We start from the raw sequence: 246 nt of genomic DNA on the forward strand, positions 1-246 counted from the left end.
GCGCATCCTTGGGCAACAACGGCGGCTCGGGCTCGATCTCGTCGAGATATTCGATGATCGCCAGCGACTGGGTTAAAAGCGTTCCGTCGTCGAGCACCAGCGCCGGCACCAACCCTTGCGGATTGACCGCGAGATAGGCGGGCTCGAGATGCTCGCCATGGCGCAGATGGTGGGGCACATAGGTGTAGGCACGCCCCTTCATCTCCAGCGCGATCCGCACCCTGTATGAGGTGGAGGATCGATAAT

General features: G+C 61.4%; 1 protein-coding gene. It reads right to left on the reverse strand.

Annotated elements, in window-relative coordinates; genetic code table 11:
* Positions 1–246: glutathione S-transferase N-terminal domain-containing protein (locus P9236_RS30765; protein WP_278078221.1), on the reverse strand; the 246-nt coding region annotated here is incomplete at both ends.

Source organism: Mesorhizobium sp. WSM4884, from assembly GCF_029625675.1.
In the GTDB taxonomy this organism is placed as follows: Bacteria; Pseudomonadota; Alphaproteobacteria; order Rhizobiales; family Rhizobiaceae; genus Mesorhizobium.